At 73.2% G+C, this 15,000-nt stretch carries 16 protein-coding genes; 6 read left to right on the top strand and 10 right to left on the bottom strand.

Annotated elements, in window-relative coordinates:
• Window positions 1-107: 107 nt before the first annotated feature.
• On the top strand, window positions 108-581 hold the full coding sequence (locus OHL10_RS00565; protein ID WP_322645505.1) for an STAS domain-containing protein: 474 nt from the start codon (window positions 108-110) through the stop codon (window positions 579-581).
• An 88-nt stretch (window positions 582-669) separates the two neighbouring features.
• Here OHL10_RS00565 and fbaA read toward each other — a convergent pair whose 3' ends face one another.
• The 4 genes from fbaA to OHL10_RS00545 all read right to left on the bottom strand — a co-directional run bounded on the left by fbaA (window position 670) and on the right by OHL10_RS00545 (window position 3,827).
• Window positions 670-1,692, bottom strand: a complete 1,023-nt coding sequence (fbaA, locus tag OHL10_RS00560) for a class II fructose-bisphosphate aldolase (RefSeq protein WP_265520205.1) — start codon at window positions 1,690-1,692, stop codon at window positions 670-672.
• Between the two features lie 162 nt (window positions 1,693-1,854).
• A complete protein-coding gene (locus OHL10_RS00555; RefSeq protein WP_265520204.1) occupies window positions 1,855-2,514 on the bottom strand; it encodes a TrmH family RNA methyltransferase in 660 nt (219 codons plus the stop codon).
• Window positions 2,498-3,478: a DUF368 domain-containing protein gene (locus tag OHL10_RS00550; protein ID WP_265520203.1), complete on the bottom strand. Its 981-nt coding sequence runs from the start codon at window positions 3,476-3,478 to the stop codon at window positions 2,498-2,500. The genes OHL10_RS00555 and OHL10_RS00550 overlap by 17 nt, the downstream gene beginning before the upstream one ends.
• 46 nt (window positions 3,479-3,524) lie before the next feature.
• Window positions 3,525-3,827 carry a ribbon-helix-helix domain-containing protein gene (locus OHL10_RS00545; RefSeq protein WP_265520202.1) on the bottom strand — a complete coding sequence of 101 codons (303 nt, stop codon included), beginning with the start codon at window positions 3,825-3,827 and terminating at the stop codon, window positions 3,525-3,527.
• A gap of 180 nt (window positions 3,828-4,007) precedes the next feature.
• Here OHL10_RS00545 and OHL10_RS00540 point away from each other — a divergent pair, with 180 nt between their 5' ends.
• A complete protein-coding gene (locus OHL10_RS00540; protein WP_265520973.1) occupies window positions 4,008-4,748 on the top strand; it encodes an HAD-IIA family hydrolase in 741 nt (246 codons plus the stop codon).
• On the opposite strand, the gene OHL10_RS18680 is transcribed toward OHL10_RS00540, so the two are convergent.
• From OHL10_RS18680 to OHL10_RS00515, 5 genes are all read right to left on the bottom strand, one after another.
• Window positions 4,651-4,986: a universal stress protein gene (locus tag OHL10_RS18680; protein WP_343224622.1), complete on the bottom strand. Its 336-nt coding sequence runs from the start codon at window positions 4,984-4,986 to the stop codon at window positions 4,651-4,653. The two genes, OHL10_RS00540 and OHL10_RS18680, sit on opposite strands and share 98 nt — an antisense overlap.
• 209 nt (window positions 4,987-5,195) lie before the next feature.
• A complete protein-coding gene (locus OHL10_RS00530) occupies window positions 5,196-5,984 on the bottom strand; it encodes a type III secretion system chaperone family protein (RefSeq protein ID WP_265520201.1) in 789 nt (262 codons plus the stop codon).
• A gap of 9 nt (window positions 5,985-5,993) precedes the next feature.
• Window positions 5,994-6,593: an orotate phosphoribosyltransferase gene (gene pyrE, locus OHL10_RS00525; RefSeq protein ID WP_265520200.1), complete on the bottom strand. Its 600-nt coding sequence runs from the start codon at window positions 6,591-6,593 to the stop codon at window positions 5,994-5,996.
• A gap of 24 nt (window positions 6,594-6,617) precedes the next feature.
• Window positions 6,618-7,367: an SDR family NAD(P)-dependent oxidoreductase gene (locus tag OHL10_RS00520; protein WP_265520199.1), complete on the bottom strand. Its 750-nt coding sequence runs from the start codon at window positions 7,365-7,367 to the stop codon at window positions 6,618-6,620.
• Between the two features lie 9 nt (window positions 7,368-7,376).
• A complete protein-coding gene (locus OHL10_RS00515; protein WP_265520198.1) occupies window positions 7,377-8,057 on the bottom strand; it encodes an alpha/beta hydrolase family protein in 681 nt (226 codons plus the stop codon).
• Between the two features lie 81 nt (window positions 8,058-8,138).
• Here OHL10_RS00515 and OHL10_RS00510 point away from each other — a divergent pair, with 81 nt between their 5' ends.
• Genes OHL10_RS00510 through OHL10_RS00500 form a run of 3 tightly spaced genes read left to right on the top strand, consistent with a single transcriptional unit; the run spans window position 8,139 to window position 10,423 of the window.
• Window positions 8,139-8,927 carry an exodeoxyribonuclease III gene (locus OHL10_RS00510; RefSeq protein WP_265520197.1) on the top strand — a complete coding sequence of 263 codons (789 nt, stop codon included), beginning with the start codon at window positions 8,139-8,141 and terminating at the stop codon, window positions 8,925-8,927.
• Window positions 8,928-8,970: 43 nt separating this feature from the next.
• A complete protein-coding gene (locus OHL10_RS00505) occupies window positions 8,971-9,645 on the top strand; it encodes a DUF4190 domain-containing protein (protein ID WP_265520196.1) in 675 nt (224 codons plus the stop codon).
• Between the two features lies 1 nt (window position 9,646).
• Complete coding sequence (locus OHL10_RS00500; protein WP_265520195.1) at window positions 9,647-10,423, top strand: DUF4190 domain-containing protein; 777 nt, start codon at window positions 9,647-9,649, stop codon at window positions 10,421-10,423.
• Between the two features lie 27 nt (window positions 10,424-10,450).
• On the opposite strand, the gene OHL10_RS00495 is transcribed toward OHL10_RS00500, so the two are convergent.
• Window positions 10,451-12,430, bottom strand: a complete 1,980-nt coding sequence (locus tag OHL10_RS00495; RefSeq protein WP_265520194.1) for a pectate lyase family protein — start codon at window positions 12,428-12,430, stop codon at window positions 10,451-10,453.
• 196 nt (window positions 12,431-12,626) lie between these two features.
• Between OHL10_RS00495 and OHL10_RS00490 the strand changes: the two genes are divergently transcribed.
• Window positions 12,627-14,966 (top strand): glycoside hydrolase family 3 C-terminal domain-containing protein, encoded by a 2,340-nt coding sequence (locus OHL10_RS00490; RefSeq protein WP_265520193.1) that lies wholly within the window; start codon window positions 12,627-12,629, stop codon window positions 14,964-14,966.
• Window positions 14,967-15,000 lie beyond the last annotated feature (34 nt).

Here is a 15,000-nt window from a genome sequence, read left to right as displayed (position 1 = left end):
TCCGACGGTGGACGTTAGGGCCGCGTTACTGTCCCGACTGGACATTCAACCGTAGATTGGTGGTCACCGAGACCTCGAGCGGTCCGGTAGGAGCGGGAAGGAGCAACGTGCGCGACGGGAATCACTCAGCCGGCGGCGGGTCTGGCGTCTCTTCAGGACCCGGGTCCGACGGCGCCGACAACGGTACGGGCGACCCTGCCAGCGTCCACGTCATCATCGGGTCGTCGAGGGCACGGATCGTGCTGTCCGGCGAGATCGACGCCGACCTCGGTGTGGACCTCCAGGAGGCCAGCGCGGCCGCCGAGGAGTCCGGGCTGCAGGTCGAGATCGACGCCCACCACGTGACGTTCATGGACTCGTCGGGCGTCGCGTTCCTCGCGCGGCTCGCCTCGCGTGCGGCGCGCCCCGTGCGGGTGCTGCGCGCCCCGCCAACGGTCCGCTTCCTCCTCGAGGTGACACGCATCGGCGAGCTGCTCGAGATCGTCGACGTCGATCCTGGCATCGATCTCGACGACGACACCTCCGTGCCCGGCAGCGCCCCCGCTCCGGCCGGGCGCCGCGGAGGGCACGAGGACGGCTGACCTTCCCGCCCACCGCTCTGCACGACGAAGGCTCCCGACCGTGTGCCGGTCGGGAGCCTTCGTCGTGCAGAGCTCAGGTCAGATCAGGTCAGCGGATCTTCTGGCCCGCGGACCGCAGCTGCTGCGACGCCTCGACGATGCGCTGCGCCATGCCGGCCTCGGCCAGCTTGCCCCAGGCGCGCGGGTCGTAGGCCTTCTTGTTGCCGACCTCGCCGTCGATCTTCAGCACGCCGTCGTAGTTGCGGAAGATGTGGTCGACGACGGGGCGCGTGAACGCGTACTGCGTGTCCGTGTCGATGTTCATCTTGATGACGCCGTTGTCCACGGCCTCGGAGATCTCCTCGGCCGTGGAGCCCGAGCCGCCGTGGAAGACGAGGTCGAACGGGTTCTCCTTGCCGACCTCGGCGCCCACGCCCTCCTGGATCTGCTTGAGCAGGGCCGGACGCAGCTTGACCGCACCGGGCTTGTAGACGCCGTGCACGTTGCCGAAGGTCAGGGCCGTCAGGTAGCGGCCCTTCTCGCCGGTGCCGAGCGCGCGGACCGTCGCGAGACCGTCCTCGACCGTCGTGTAGAGCTTCTCGTTGATCTCGGCCTCGTGGCCGTCCTCCTCACCACCGACGACGCCGACCTCGATCTCGAGGATGGTGCGCGCGGCGACGGAGAGCTCGAGGAGCTCCTCGGCGATGACGAGGTTCTCGTCGAGCGGCACGGACGAGCCGTCCCACATGTGCGACTGGAACGTGGGGAGCTTGCCGGCCTTGACCTGCTCGGCCTCGAGGGCGAGCAGCGGGCGGACCCAGGAGTCGAGGTTCTGCTTGGCGCAGTGGTCGGTGTGCAGCGCGATCGTCACGTCGTAGTTCTTGGCGACCTCGGTCGCGTACGCGGCGAGCGCGAGCGAGCCGGAGACGCGGTCCTTGATCGTCGAGCCGGACGCGTACTCGGCGCCACCGACGGAGACCTGGATGATGCCGTCGGACTCGGCCTCCGCGAAGCCCTGAATGGCGGCGGTCACGGTCTGCGACGAGGTGATGTTCACAGCGGGGTAGGCGAACTTGCCCGCCCTCGCGCGGTCGATCATCTCGGCGTAGACCTCGGGGGTTGCGATAGCCATCTGCGGTACTCCAATGACGGAAGTGAGGTGGGGACGACGACGCTGCCGAGCCCTGGTATCGCACCGATTTTGGCACGGATCGTGGTCGGAGGTCAGATCGGTCCCGTCCGCTGGACACGGCGGGTCAGCGGGTGGGACGTCGGCGGACCGGCCCGGTCAGCCTCACGGACCGGCGTGCCGGGTGATCCAGGCGTGCATGGCGATCGCCGCGGCGGCACCCGCGTTGAGCGAGCGCGTCGAGCCGAACTGGGTGATGTGCAGGACGTCGCGGCACGCGGCCTGCGCCTGCGGCGTGAGCCCGGACTGCTCCTGGCCGAACAGCAGGACGCACGCGCGCGGTAGCTCGTACCCCTCGATCGGGACCGAGCCGGGCACGTTGTCGATGCCGATCACGGGTAGGCCGCCCCCGCCGTCGGGCCCGTCGTCCGCCGCCCAGGCGAGCAGGTCGCCGACCTCCGGGTGGTGACGCACGTGCTGGTAGCGGTCGGTGACCATCGCGCCGCGCCGGTTCCACCGCCGTCGGCCGACGATGTGGACCTCGGCCGCGGCGAACGCGTTGGCGGTGCGGACGACCGACCCGATGTTGAGGTCGTGGACCCAGTTCTCGATCGCGACGTGGAACGGGTGCCGGCGGGTGTCGAGGTCGGCGACGATCGCCTCGAGCGTCCAGTAGCGGTACCGGTCGACGACATTGCGCCGGTCCCCCTCCGCGAGGAGCGCGACGTCGTACCGCGGGTCGAGCGCGTCGTCCGCTCCGCGGGGCCAGGCGGCCTCACCGCCGGGCCACGGCCCGACGCCGGGAGTCTCAGGACTCGCGTCCACCGCGCGACTCCCACCAGATCGCGAGGCCCGCGACCGCCGCGCCGGCGAGCGCCAGAGCGACGGTCGCGGCCACGGAGCCGCTGGGTGCCTCCAGCCCGGCGGCCTCGTCCTGCCACGGCCACAGGGCACGCAGCGAACCCACCATCAGGCCGGCCAGCGTGGCCATGGTGACCTGCCGGCGGTGGTGCAGCAGCCACTGCAGGAGCTTGACGAACGACCCGAGGCCGACGGCCGCGCCGAGCGCGAAGACCCCGACGAACTGCAGGTCGCGGTCGGAGAGCGCCTGCTGGACGGGGATGTACAGCCCCATCGCCAGCAGGATGAACGAGCCGGAGACGCCCGGCAGCACGAGCGCGTTGATGGCGATCGCCGCGCCGACGAACACGAGCCACAGGGGCGGGTCGACCAGGTCCGCGGGCGGCAGACCGGTGAGGAGAAAGGCCACTGCCGCGCCGAGGGCGAGCAGAGCGCCGTCGACCACCCGGAACCGACCGGGCAGCAGCCGCAACGGCACGAGGACCGAGACGGCGATCATGCCGAAGAACACCGCGCGCACGGGCACCGGGTGGGCCTCGAGGAGTGGCGCGACGATCTGTAGCGACACCAGGAGGAACGTCGCCATGCCGACGAGGACGGGCAGCAGCATCGGCCAGTCGACCTCCCGCAGCGCACGGCGTCCGGACGCGAGCCCCTCCCGCCGCACGACGCCCCGCACCAGCTCGCGCCCGGCGTGCAGCGTCTGCCCCGCCGCGTCGATGAGGCCGTCGTACAGGCCGACGACGAGCGCGACCGTCCCGCCCGAGATACCGGGTACGGACTCCGCGACACCGACCATGCCGCCGCGGACCACGAAGGACGGTGCCGAGCGCCACGACGACCGCTGCGGCGCGGCGTCGCCGCTGGGCGCGTCCTGCGCCGGGGGCACGGCGTGTCGCGGGACCGGGTTGGGGCGGTGGCTCGTCACCCGGGAAGCGTAGCCGGACACGACCGGATCGCCGCAGATCGGGGCATCAGGTCAGCAGGTCGAGGTACTGCCGAGTCGTCGAGCCGCACGCAACGTGCGCCCAGGCACGCACTGCCGCCCGGATCGCTTCGGACCGGTTCATCAGCCCCTCTGCCTGCGCGCGCTCGTTGAGCGCTGCTAGCGTGCGCGCGTCCAACCGCACAGGGACCACCCTCCCTGGCCCTTCACCAGCGCTCGGGCGCCCACGACGGCGCAGTCTCGACACGTCATAGCCGGCCTCAGCCTCGTCAGCCCACGCCTGGATCTGCTCGTCGCTCACGCCCTGGCCGTTGACCTTCTGCTCACCCATTCCATTCACGTCTACGTCAATGGCGGGGAGTCGCGGGTTCACGAGCAGCGCTCACGATCAGGCTGTCCGAGCGGACGGCACCCGCCCACGGAAGCGCCGGGCACTAGGCTGACGCTCAAGAGCACCACGACGAAAGGTCGCACTGTGGCCGAGCGCACGATCACGAGCTGGCTCACCGACATGGACGGTGTGCTGGTCCACGAAGGGCACGCCATCCCTGGCGCGCCGGAGTTCCTGCGCGCGCTGCAGGAGCGGGGACGGCCGTTCCTCATCCTCACGAACAACTCGATCTTCACGGCGCGGGACCTGCGGGCGCGCCTCGCGACGTCGGGCATCGACGTGCCGGAGGAGTCCATCTGGACGTCGGCGCTCGCGACCGCACAGTTCCTGCACGACCAGGTGCCGCACGGCAGCGCGTACGCGATCGGTGAGGCCGGGCTGACGACGGCGCTGTACGAGGCGGGCTACACGCTCACGGAGTCCGACCCCGACTACGTCGTGCTGGGTGAGACCCGCACCTACTCGTTCGAGGCGATCACCAAGGCCGTGCGGCTCATCCTCGGCGGTTCGCGGTTCATCTGCACGAACCCCGACACGACCGGGCCCTCCCAGGAGGGGCCGCTCCCCGCGACGGGCGCGGTGGCCGCGATGATCACCGCGGCCACCGGGCGCGAGCCGTACTTCGTGGGCAAGCCGAACCCCATGATGTTCCGTTCGGCGCTCAACCGGATCGACGCCCACTCCGAGACCACGGCGATGGTCGGCGACCGGATGGACACCGACATCGTCGCGGGCATCGAGGCCGGGCTGCACACGTACCTCGTCATGACGGGGTCGACCACGATGCGGGACGTGGACAGGTACCCGTTCCGGCCGAGCAAGGTCGTGGACTCCGTGGCCGACCTCGTCGACCTGGTCTGACCGGCCGGTCAAGGCGGTCGGCGCCGAGCAGGATCTGCTGCGCCGTGGACCCTCGGACGAGCTCGCCCACCGGTGTCCGACGCCGCAGCCCCACCACGACGAGCTCCGCCTCCGTCTCGGCAACCACCTCGAGCACGACCGACGCCCTGCGTGCCCGGTCCCACGAGTTCGCCGACACGCTGCCCGCCGTCTCCGGCCTGCTCGAGCTGGGGCGGACCGACGACGCGGTCGCCGTCATCGAACGCGCCGGCCACGGGGGGGTGCGCCCGAGCTGCGGCTCCGTGCCGAGCTGCAGGCGCAGGGCGCGACCACGGCGCTCGACCAGGAGTCCGTCGACCGGACCCTGCACCCCGGACACGGCAGGGCGCCCGACCTCCCGGAGGGCCTCTCCGAACTCGGCCGGGCGCCCGGAGAGCCGGTACCGGCCCGTGTGGACGGGCCCGACCCTCAGTGGTCGGGGGTCCCCCAGTCCGGCCTCTCGTCGTCGACGGGCCCGGACGGGCCGAGCGTGAGGTCGGCGATGGTCGCCAGCCGCCGCGCCGCGGGCAGGATGTCGCCCGGGTCGGTCCGGCCCTTGGTCCACGTGTACGCGGTGCGGCCATCGAGGACATAGCTGCGACGGGCGAACTCCGGCTCGGACAACCGGTCGACGAGCGGCGGGACGAGGAGCGCGCGGGCCGCGGTCACGTCGCTCGTCCGTACCCGCCAGGCGGCGTCGAAGGCCGGCGAGCCGACCTCGAGGTCCTCCCCGCCGAAGGCCTTCGCGACCGCGGTCCACATCCCCTCGGGCGTGAGCTCGACGTGGGGCAGCGCGGCCGGGAGCTCGATCGCCACGACGTGCGCCTCCTCGGTCGTGTCGCTGCTCGACATGTGGTGGTCCCCGACCGTGCCGACGGAGTGTCCCGAGCCTCGGGTGACCCATGTGTAGGTGAACGACGTGGCCGGGTACCCCTCGACCTGTCCCCGGAGCACGTCCGTGGCGCGCCGGCGGTCGCCCTTGCCGAAGGGCCGGCCGGGCCACCGCCGCACGAGGGACTCGTCCTCACCGACGACGCGCCAGCCGTGGCTGGTCGCCCAGCCGTGCAGCCGGTGGGTCGCCTCGTTCCGCTGTTGGGCACGGAAGAACCCGACGACGGCGACCGCGAGCACGGCGACGATCCCGAGCGCGAACACACCACCGAAGCCGCTGTCCATGCCGGCATCGACTCCCGGGACCACTCCCGGGTCGGGGAACATCGCCCGCCCCTACGCGAGACCGAGGTCGGCCAGGCCGAACAGGAAGTGGTACGGCACCCCGAGCGCCTCGATCTTCTCGCGGGCGCCCGTGTCGCGGTCGACGATCGTCGCGACGCCCACGACCTGCGCCCCGGCGGCCCGCGCCGCCTCGATCGCGGCGATGGGCGAGCCGCCGGTCGTCGTCGTGTCCTCGACGACGACCACCCGCCGCCCGGCGATGTCCGGGCCCTCGATCTGGCGCTGCATGCCGTGCGCCTTCGCGGCCTTGCGCACGACGAACGCGTCGAGGTCCAGGCCGCGCGACGCCGCGGCGTGCAGCAGGGCGGTCGCGATGGGGTCGGCGCCGAGCGTCAGGCCACCGACGGCATCGACGTCGGCGGTGCCGAGGCCCGCCTCCTCCAGGTGGTCCAGCAGGACGTGCCCGATCAGCGGCGCCGCCCGGTGGTGCAGCGTCACCCGGCGCAGGTCCACGTAGTAGTCCGCTTCCTTGCCGGAGGACAGCGTCACCTTCCCGTGGACGACGGCGAGCTCGGCGATGAGGTCACGGAGCTGTTCGCGCGGGGTCGGGGAGAACGTCGAGGGCACCGAGCCGGTCACGTCAGAAGTCACGGGGCCAGGCTAGCGGGTCCGGCGTCAGCGCCGGCGGATCGCCCGCACCGCGAAGCGCGGCATGGCGCGCAGCACGCCGGACGCGACCCGGTAGCGCACGGACGGTGTCGAGATGACGACGCCGCGACGCACGTCGGCGAGCGCCGTCGCCACGACCGCGTCCGCGTCGAGCCACGCGACCGCGGGCAGCCGGTCCTTGTCGATGCCGGCGCGCTCGTGGAACTCGGTGTGCGTGAACCCGGGGCACAGAACCGTCGCCGTGACACCGGTGCCCCGGAGCTCGACCGCGAGCGCCTCGGTGAAGGTCCGGACCCAGGCCTTCGCGGCGGCGTACGTTCCGCCGGCGGTCAGTGCGGCGACGGACGCGACGTTGAGGATCGCACCGCGCCCGCGCGCGGCCATCTGCCCGGCAGCGGCGTGCGAGAGCACCATCACGGCCCGGACCATGACGTCGAGCGCGCCGACCTCGGCGTCGATGTCGCCACCGACGAAGCGCTGGTGCGTGGTGTACCCGGCGTTGTTGACGAGCAGGCCCACGGGACGCTCGGTGGTGGCGAGCCGTTCGGCGACCCGGGCGACGTCGTCGGGCAGCGTGAGGTCTGCCGGCAGGACCTCGACGCGGACGCCCGCGGCGGCGTGGATCTGCCGGGCGAGACGTTCGAGACGCTCGGCGTCGCGAGCGACGAGGACGAGGTCGTGACGAGCCGTCGCCAGCTGCCACGCGAACTCCAGGCCGAGGCCGGCGCTCGCGCCGGTGATCAGTGCAGTCGCCATGGCCACAGCCTACGTGCGGGCGACCCCTGACCGGGCAGGACCCTCCGGGCCGGGGGCCTCGCGCGCGAACCGCACGATGCGGCGCGACCGGAACAGCAGGGCGTACCCGATCGCGGTGACGTGCCCGACGATCCGCATCGTCTCGTTGACGGCGCCCGCGAGGAGGGTGTCCTCGTCGGGGACCACGCCGTCCTTGGCCGAGCGCAGGGCGAGGATGCGGGCGCGCTCGGCCGGGCCGAGGCGTTCCAGGAGGGTCGGCACGGTGCGCAGGGACTCGTCGAAGAGGTCGTTGTGCTCCAGCACCGGCCCTGGGATCGCAGCGGGATCGTGGTACTTCGCGGCGACGATCGTCACGGCGCGCACCTCGGGGCGGCGGGCGTACGCGGCGAGGACCGCGCCGGCCCCGGCGGACGCGCCCACGAGCACGACCTGCTCGCCGCGCGCCTCGATCGTGTCGATGAGGGCGTCGAGGGCCTCGAGCCGGTCGTCGAGCCGCGCCTCGGAGGACCAGCCCACCGGGAACAGGGTCGTGCAGACGCCGTGCGCGCGCCAGCCGCGCAGCGCCTGGCGCTGCAGCCAGACGAGCGGGCGCCAGCGGTCACCCAGGCCGGGGACGAAGACGACGTGCAGGCGAGGGCTCGACCGCGGGCGGGGGCGCAGCCGCGGCGCGCGGCGGGAGGACGGGCTCATGACCCGTCGAGTGTAGGCAGACCGGCCCGGCCGGTTCTCGCGGTGGCGGCCCGTGTCCCCCGCGGTGGCTACCCTGGCCGGATGCGCCTGGCCACCTGGAACATCAACTCGATCCGCGCCCGTGTCGACCGGGCGATCGACTTCCTCGACCGCTCCGGGACGGACGTCCTCGCGCTCCAGGAGACCAAGTGCAAGGACGAGCAGTTCCCGACGGCCGCCTTCGAGGCCGCCGGCTACGAGGTGGCGCACGTCGGGCGGAGCCAGTGGAACGGCGTCGCGATCGTCTCGCGGGTGGGGCTGGACGACGTCGAGACCTCGTTCGCGACCCAGCCCGGGTTCGGCGACCCGGAGGCGGTCGAGGCGCGCGCGATCGGTGCGACGTGCGCCGGGGTGCGCGTGTGGAGCCTGTACGTCCCGCACGGCCGCACCCTGGAGGACCCGCACTACGTGTACAAGCTCGCCTGGCTGGACGCCCTGGCGGACCAGGCGCGCGGCTGGCTGGAGCAGGACCCGACGGCGCAGGTCGCGCTCGTGGGTGACTGGAACGTGGCCCCGCTCGACACGGACGTGTGGGACCCGGCGGCCTTCGCCGGGAACACGCACGTCTCGCCGGCCGAGCGCGACGCGTTCGCGGAGTTCGCCGCCGCTGGCTACACCGAGGTGACCCGCGAGCTGTGGCCCGCCGAGCACACCTACACCTACTGGGACTACCAGCGGCTGCGGTTCCCGCGGAACCAGGGCATGCGCATCGACTACGCCTACCTGTCCCCCGCGGCCAGGGCGCGCGTGACCGGCGGGCTCGTCGACCGCGACGAGCGCAAGGGCAAGGGCGCGTCCGACCACGTGCCCGTCGTCGTCGACCTCACCTGAGGACCACGGACCGGGGCGGAGGTCCGACCGATACGGTACTTCCATGACGACGCCGCCGACCCCTCCCTACGGAGCGGGCGACCCCGACGGGCAGGGGACCGACCCGGGCCCGCAACAGCCCAACCCCTACGCAGCCCCCGGAGGACCGACGCGACCGGAGCCGCTCAGCCCGTACAGCCCGCCCGACCCCGACGCCGACGGCGGGCCGGCCGCGCCGGACCCGGTCTACGGCACCCCCGCCCCCTACGGTCCGGCCGACCCCGGCGCCGCGCCGTACGGGTCGGGACCTGCACCGTACGGGTCGGGACCTGCGCCGTACGGGTCTGCGGCACCGCCGTACGGCCAGCCGGCCGCGTCGGGCTACGGGCAGGGACCCGGCCAGCCCGACTACGGGCAGCCGCCCTACGGGCAGCCACCGTACGGGCAGGGCTACGGGGCGCCGCAGGGCATGCCCCCCGGGTACGGGATGGCCTCCTACTCGAGCCTGCCCCGGACGAACGGCATGGCGATCGCCGCGATGGTGACGTCGCTGGCCGGGTTCCTGTGCATCGGCTTCAGCGGCCTCGTGGGGCTCGTGCTCGGCATCGTGGCCCTCGGCCAGATCCGCCGGGACGGGACTCGCGGCAAGGGCATGGCGATCACCGGCATCGTCGTCGGGGCCTTCTTCAGCGCGATCTTCGCGCTGTGGATCATCGGGATGTCCGTCAGCGGGTGGTGACGTGAGCGACGACCTCTTCGCGACACCGGGCGGGCCTGCCGGCCCGTCCGGGCAGCCCACCCCAGCGCCCGACCAGCGACCGGCGGGACGGCCGGTGGCGCAGCCGACCGAGCCCGCCGGTGGCCCGCAGGTCCCCGGCTACTCCCCGGAGACGTACTACGCCGCGGGGTGGCAGCCTCCTGCGCCCCGCACGGAGCCGCTCGCCGTCGCGAGCGTGCCCACCGCGCTGCTGCTCGGCCCGGTCGGGACCGGGCTGGGCGCCGCGGCGCTCTCGCGCACCCGCCGTGACGGGACCCGCGGCCGCGGGCTCGCGCTCACCGGCATCGTCCTCGGCGCGCTCGTGACGGTCGCCTGGGTCGTGGTCCTCGTCCTCGCCCAGCAGGCTGCCGGGGACCGCGCCCCGCTCGCGGGCGACGTCGCCGCGCCGCAGAGCGCCCACGCCCGCCAGCTCGTGCTCGGCAGCTGTCTCGCCGACCTCCCCCCGGCGGGCGAGGTCGCGGACGTGGACGTCGTGCCGTGCGCCGACGAGCACCACGCGCAGGTCGTCGCCCGCACCGACTTCGCGGCCGACTCCGTCTGGCCCGGGCAGGCCGCGGCGGATGCGCGCGTGGCCCGCGTCTGCACCGCGGAGGTCCTCGGCGAAGGCGCCGACGCCGACGCCGACGCCCTCACGCTGTGGGTGTGGGCCCCGAGCGAGGCGTCGTGGGACGACGGCGACCGCACCGGCCTGTGCCTCGCGGCGAGCGACGAGCCGCTCACCGGGTCGCTCCTCGACTGACGCCGGTGACCGGGCCGTGGTCCGCCGTCACCCGTCCACGCGCACCGTGACGGTGCGGGTGGTGGTCGTGCCGGCGTCGTTCGACAGCTCGACCTGGTACGCGTAGACCCCCGGTGCGCGGTCGGTCACCGAGGTGGTGACCCGCTGCGCCGCCGGGGTGGCCGCCGTCAGCGTCCGGGCGTCGATCTCGACGCCGTCCTCGAGCAGGCGGTAGCCGGTCGCGTTCGTGCCCCACCACAGGTTCGTGGTGAGCGTGTACTGCCCGTCACGGTCCCCGTTGTCGTGCGCGAGCGCCGCCTGGGCGGGCAGCGCGTCGCGGACGCGGACGACGAGCTCGCGGGACGTCGTCGTGCCGAACGTGTTGACGGCCTCGACGGTGTACCGGTGGTCGCCGTCGGGCACGCCCGAGACGTCGAACGACGCGCGCTGCGCGGCCGGAGACGCGTCGGCGAGGGCGACGGTGTGCACGACCTCGCCGTCGGCGAGGAACCGCAGGGCCGTCGCGTTGGAGCCCCACCACAGGTTCGCCGTGAGGGTGAAACGGCCGTCCGTCACCCCGGGCGTCGCGTGGGTCACCGACAGGGCAGGGCGGGCAGGCGCCGACCACGCACCGCCGTCGTACGCGCCGAGGCGGCCCGCGCCGGCCTGCGCCCGCACCACGGCGGGCACGTCCGCGGTGTCGTGGAGGACCGGGACCGGTCCGGGGGTCCAGCGCGCCTCGTCGGCGAGCTGCTGGTCGGCGGGTGCCGCGGCGTTGTAGGCGGCGAGGAGGTCGATCTCCTCACCGTTGACGGTGCTGCCCGTCTCGAACAGGCGCGTGCCGTTCCAGCGGGTGATCACGCGCGCCGGGTCGACGCCGTCGGCCAGGTCGAACGCGTTGTTCTCCGCGTAGATGCTGGACTCGATGCCCGCGCCCCAGAAGTACTCGAAGACACCCTCGCTCGTCTGCTCGTAGTAGTTGTTGTAGACGTGCACGTCGCCGTACCGCACGCGCGGTGCGCGCTGGCCGATGTCTCGCCAGTGGTTGTGGTGGACCGTCACCTTGAGGGTGCCGCGGTCGACCAGGCGCGAGTCCGAGGAACCGATGAGCTGGGTCTTGTCGTGGTCGTCGAACAGGTTGTACGACGACGTCACGTAGTCCGAGCTGTGGGTGATGTCGAGCAGGCCGTCGTGCACCTCGTACGGGCGTCCGAACACGGTCGGGAGTGACGACGGCGGGTTGTCGCCGTCGTCGAACGTGTTGTGGTCGACCCAGACGTTGGTGGACGTCCACACCGAGAGGTTGTCGTAGGCGGAGTTCCAGTTGCCGGTCTGCGTGTCCGCCGGGTCCCACGCGGGGAAGCAGTCGTAGGCGTCGGAGAAGTGGATGTTGCGCACGATGACGTTGTGGGAGTCGCGGACGCGTATGCTGCCGCCCACGATCCGCGCGTCGTCGCCGAGGCCCACGAGGGTGACGTTCGACCCGACGTGCTGGAGGGTCTGGCGGGCCTGGAGCGCCGCCGCCGCGACGCGTGCCTCCTCGAGCGGCCCGGCAGGGTCGACCCAGCCCCAGGTGCCCGACGGGTCGTAGTGCTCGATGTAGTCGTCCATGGAGAACGGTTCGCCGGTGTCCGCGACCGTGACCTGGCTCGCGACGTCCTCGCAGGTCAGCGGCTGTCCGTCGGTGTCCTCGAACGCGTTGATCTCGCCGTCCACGTAGACGATCCGCGGGGTGGTGTCGCCGCGGGCGCCCGTGGCACCCCCGAGCGCGGCCCGCAGCTCGGCCCAGGTGCTGACGGTCGCCGTGTGCTCGGCGCGCGCCGTGACTCCGCCCGTCGTGCCCCCGTTGTACGAGGCCCAGCCGTCGTCGGCCCCGAGCACCTCGGCGCCGAGGTCGCGAGCGGCGGGGACCGACGTGGCGGCGGTCGAGGCGGGCTGGTGCCCTGCGGCCGGCAGGCCCGCGGCGCCGACGACGAGGGCCGCGGCGACGGGCAGGATCAGGGGGAGGGTGATGCGTCGTGCACTCATGCAGAGACTCCTTCGTCCGTGCGGGAGAGAGAAACCGGTTTCTCACCTTGCCGCCCACGAGTCTGCCACAGGCCCCGGGAAACCGGTATCCCGCATACCGTGACGTCAGTTCCCTACCGTGCGGTAGGTTTCTGGTCTACGCTGAGGAGGACACACGGGCAGAGCTGCCCGCGAACCGACCCGAGGGATGCTCGTCATGACCACCACGCAGGACTCGCCGGCCACCACTCCCCCCGCCACGACCCGCCGCACCCCCTTCGACGTCGAGCGCCTCCTGGGTGAGCTCACGCTCGAGGAGAAGGCGTCGCTGACCTCGGGGCTCGACTTCTGGCACACCCAGCCCGTCGAGCGCCTGGGGATCCCGGCCGTCATGGTCACCGACGGCCCGCACGGCCTGCGCAAGCAGGCCGCCTCGACCGACCACCTCGGCCTCGGGAACAGCGTCCCCGCGACGTGCTTCCCCACCGCCGCGGCCCTCGCCTCGACCTGGGACACCGAGCTCCTGCAGCGCGTCGGATCGGCGCTCGGCCGTGAGACCCGCGTGAACGACGTCGCCGTCCTCCTCGGCCCCGGCATCAACATCAAGCGCTCGCCCCTGTGCGGACGCAACTTCGAGTACTTCTCCGAGGACCCCGTGGTCTCCGGCGACCTCGGTGCGGCACTCATCACCGGCATCCAGTCGGAGGGCGTCGGGACGTCGCTCAAGCACTTCGCGGTGAACAACCAGGAGTCGGACCGCATGCGCGTGTCCGCCGACGTCGACGAGCGCACCCTGCGCGAGATCTACCTCACCGGCTTCGAGCGTGCCGTCACCACGGCCCGCCCGTGGACGGTCATGTGCTCGTACAACAAGGTCAACGGCACCTACGCCTCCGAGCACCCCTGGCTGCTCACCGAGGTGCTGCGCGACGAGTGGGGCTACGACGGCGTCGTCGTGTCCGACTGGGGCGCCGTGAACGAGCGGGTGCCGGCCCTCGCGGCAGGCCTCGACCTCGAGATGCCGTCGACCGGCGGCCGCACCGACGCCGAGATCGTCGCCGCCGTGCGCGCCGGCGAGCTGGACGAGGCCGTGCTCGACCAGGCCGTGCGCCGCCTGCTCACGCTGCTCGACCGCACGCTCCCCGCCCTGCAGGGCGCGACCGGGCTCACCGCGGAGGACGCCGCCGCGCACCACGCCCTGGCGCGCGAGGCCGCCGCGGACGGCGCCGTGCTCCTCAAGAACGAGACCGTCGACGGGGCCCCCGTCCTGCCGATCGACCTGCCGATCGACTCAGCCGGCTCGTCCCTCGTCGTCGTCGGGGAGTTCGCCCGCACCCCCCGCTACCAGGGCGCCGGGTCCTCGCAGGTCAACCCGACCCGGCTCGACGACGCCCTCACCGAGATCCGCGCGCTCGCCGGCGACGTCCCCTTCGCCCCCGGCTTCAGCCTCGACGAGGACGCCGACCCGGCGCTCGACGACGCCCTGCTCACCGAGGCCGTGGGCGCCGCCCGCGGCGCCGGGACCGCCGTGCTGTTCCTCGGCCTGCCGGCCCGGGACGAGTCCGAGGGCTACGACCGCGACCACATGGACCTGCCGGCCCGCCAGGTCGCCGTGCTCGAGGCCGTCGCCACCGTGGCGAGGCGCGTCGTCGTCGTCCTCGCGAACGGGTCGGCCGTGACCGTCGCGCCGTGGCGCGAGCACGCCCACGCGATCCTCGAGGGCTGGCTCGGCGGCCAGGCAGGCGGGGGCGCGGTCGCCGACCTCCTGCTGGGCGTGCGCAACCCGTCCGGGAAGCTCACGGAGACGATCCCGCTGCGCCTGGCGGACAACCCGTCCTCCGGGAACTTCCCCGGCGAGCTCGGCCACGTCCGCTACGGCGAGGGTGTGCTGGTCGGCTACCGCTACTACGACACCGTCGGCCGCGAGGTCGCGTACCCGTTCGGGCACGGCCTGTCCTACACCACGTTCGCCCTCGACGAGGTGCGCGCGAGCGCCCACGGCGAGGGCCCGACGTCGGGCGTCACGGTGGGCGTGCGGGTCACCAACACCGGGCCCGTCGCCGGCGCGGAGGTCGTCCAGGTGTACGTCGGCGACCCGGAGGCGAGCGTGCAGCGCCCCGAGCGGGAGCTCAAGGCGTTCACCAAGGTGCCCCTCGCGCCCGGCGAGTCCCGCGAGCTGACGTTCGAGCTCACGGCGCGCGACCTGTCGTACTGGCACCCCGTGCTGCGGCGCTGGGTCGTCGAGGGCGGCGAGTTCCGCGTGAGCGTGGGGACGTCGTCACGGGACCTGCACGGGACGGTGAGCCTCGACGTGACCGGTGAGGACGTCGCCCTGCCGCTGTCGCCGATGTCGACCGTCACCGAGGCGCTCACGCACCCCGTCGCGGGCCCGGTCGTGCGCGCCGCGCTCGAGGGCACCGGCGACGGACCGACGCTCGACCCCGAGCTCGTGAAGATGGCGGCCGACATGCCGCTGCGCGCGCTGGTCGACTTCGGCATGGCAGGGCTCGACCGGGCAGGGCTCGACCGGCTCCTCGACGCCGCGAACGCGGGCTGAGCTCACCTGGCACGTCGCTGACACGGCCGGGACG

This window comes from Oerskovia flava (genome assembly GCF_026163685.1).
In the GTDB taxonomy this organism is placed as follows: Bacteria; Actinomycetota; Actinomycetes; order Actinomycetales; family Cellulomonadaceae; genus Oerskovia_A; species Oerskovia_A flava.
This window is presented reverse-complemented; position numbering and strand designations above follow the sequence as displayed.